This window comes from Stenotrophomonas sp. P5_B8 (assembly GCF_054049855.1).
The window spans coordinates 1-2,280 of record NZ_JBFULO010000527.1; the positions used below are offsets into that span (position 1 = coordinate 1).

The window sequence follows — 2,280 nt, forward strand, 5'->3', positions numbered from 1 at the left end:
CTCCAGCAACGCCTGCACATGCGCCGGCTCCGGCGTTCCGGGCAGGTAGTGGATCGAACCGATGATCGCCACCGTGCCGAACAGTTCGCCGTTGGCCTGCAGCAGTGGCGCGGCCAGCGCGTTGACGCCGATGTAGAGCTCTTCCGGCGCGTCGGCCCAGCCGCGGCGACGCACCAGCTCGATCTCGGCGCGCAGTCGATCAGGATCGGTGATGGTTCGAGGCGTGCAGGACTGCAGCGGCTGATCCAGGAACTGCTGTCGAACGCTCTCCGGTGCGAAGGCCAGTACCACCTTGCCCTGGGCGACGGTGTTCAGATGGAACCGCGTCCCGGGCCGAAGGCTAATCTCCACCGGCGCGGTGCCGCGCAGGAAGTCGATCACCACCACCTCATTGTCCGAGTAGGTGGCGATGACCACGGTCTGCCCGACCTGGTCGCGCAGGCGCTCCAGCACCGGCTTGGCCAGCGACATCACGTCGAAGCGGCTGGTGCAGGCACGCCCGAGCAGGAACATCTGCCAGCCGACCCGATACTGGTTCGTGCGCGGGTCCTGGCCGACATAGCCGTGCTCGCGCAGCATGCTGAGGTGGCGGTGGATGCGGGCCTTAGGCATGCCGAGCATCTCGGCGAGACGGGTGACGCCCAGCCCGGCAGGGGCGGCAGCCAGCGCCTCGATGACTTTCAGCGAGACGATGGCGGTGGGAAGCCCGAGTTCCGCGCCCAGCTCGGACGCCCCCGATTCGATGACGTCCGCGCCGTCGCTGGCGTTGATTTCCTTGATGGCACTGGGCGTCTGGCGGGGCATGGGAACCTTCTGGCGAACTCGAGGGACGTGCGGCAGGCGCTAGATTACCTCACGGTCAACCGGCTCACGGCAGGTCGATGTATCGCTCTGCGAAAACCCGGTACTGCTGAACCTTCTTGGCCGCGGCGTCCGCGGCATGCACGTAGCGGATGGAACTGCGGCCTTTCACCTGACGGGGAAGCAGGAAGCAGCGGATGAAGGTGGTCGGTTCGCGCTCTGTGGTTGGCGCCAGCACCGGGGCGTGCCCCAGTTCGAACCAGGCTTCCCCGGCAGGATAGGCATGCGCTTGGCCGAGCGTTTCGATATGGATCTCGCCGCTGAGGCAGATGCGAATTCCCGGCCCTTGATGCACGTGGGTGAGCGCTACCCCGGCCGGCGGGAACTCGACCCGGTCGCACCGCATCAGCCAGCTGAAGCGCGGGTCCAACTGTACCGGCGCTTCCAGCTTCAACGTGCTGGCGGCCGCGGGCGCAGAGGGCAGGGCGCCCGGGCCGGATGCCACGGCATCGCTCAGTTCCCAGCGCCACAAGACCGTCTCTTCGGCGCCATTGATGAGGGTGGTCTCCTCCTGCGCGACGGAGGCGTGGCCTTCGCCGAGCCACTGTCCTTGATCGTGCCCGTCGACGGCCAACCCACCCGAGCGCACATACACCGCACGCGGCAGTGCCGGGAGGTGGATCGGCGGGCAGCCCGCAGGCAGGCGGTCTTCGTGGAGGCGCAGGATGAGATCGGACATGGGCGTAAACCTTCGGAAGTGTGGACGTATCGTATAGCGATACCGCCGTATCGTATATGTTCCGTTTCCCAAAATTGTGGTCTATAGTCGCCCATCGGTATCGATTGCCGATACATCGCAACCGCCAAAAATTCCGGAGGGGGAACAAATGGCCAGTAGTACGTCCACGTCGCCATCAGGCGACGCCAGCAACAAACGCTGGTGGCAAGGCGCCACCCAGCAGCAGTGGGGCACCTTCCGGTCGGCCTATCTCGGCTGGGCGCTGGACATCATGGATCTGATGCTGTTCGCCATGGTCATCAAGCACGTCAGTGCCGACCTGGGGTTCGACAAGTCCGACGCGGGAATGGTGATGTCGGCCACCCTGCTGGCGACCGCCGCCGGCGGGTTGCTGTTCGGGTTCCTGGCCGACCGCATGGGGCGCGCCAAGTCGATGATCCTCAGCATCATCTGTTACTCGATCGGCACTGCGTTGTGTGGGCTCTCGGACACGCTTGGCCAGCTGATGCTGTTCCGGGTCATCGTCGGCCTGGGTGTCGGCGGCGAATGGTCGGCCGGTTCGGCGCTGGTCAGCGAAACCTGGCCGGCCCAGCACCGCGGCAAGGTGATGGCGTGGATCCAGAGCGCGTTCGCGGCAGGCTATGCGGCGGCGGCCATCGTCGCGGCTGTGGTGGTGCCGATGTACGGCTGGCGCTGGGTGTTCGCGGTCGGCCTGCTGCCGGCACTGCTGGCCTTCTACG

Annotated in this window: 3 protein-coding genes; 1 reads left to right on the plus strand and 2 read right to left on the minus strand. The window is 66.2% G+C overall.

What is annotated here, in order from left to right; translation table 11 throughout:
* Both ACXJKH_RS18935 and ACXJKH_RS18940 read right to left on the minus strand, forming a co-directional pair.
* Positions 1–804 (minus strand): IclR family transcriptional regulator (locus ACXJKH_RS18935; RefSeq protein ID WP_457321691.1); only part of this gene is annotated, 804 nt, incomplete at its 3' end.
* Positions 805–868: 64 nt separating this feature from the next.
* On the minus strand, positions 869–1,540 hold the full coding sequence (locus ACXJKH_RS18940; RefSeq protein ID WP_457321693.1) for a hypothetical protein: 672 nt from the start codon (positions 1,538–1,540) through the stop codon (positions 869–871).
* A gap of 148 nt (positions 1,541–1,688) precedes the next feature.
* Between ACXJKH_RS18940 and ACXJKH_RS18945 the strand changes: the two genes are divergently transcribed.
* A partial coding sequence (locus tag ACXJKH_RS18945; protein WP_457321695.1) for an MFS transporter occupies positions 1,689–2,280 on the plus strand: 592 nt, incomplete at its 3' end.

Excerpts from the sequence above, each read along its gene's own strand:
- ACXJKH_RS18940 (WP_457321693.1), bottom strand. The coding sequence starts at position 1,540 with ATGTCCGATCTCATCCTGCGCCTCCACGAAGACCGCCTGCCTGCGGGC.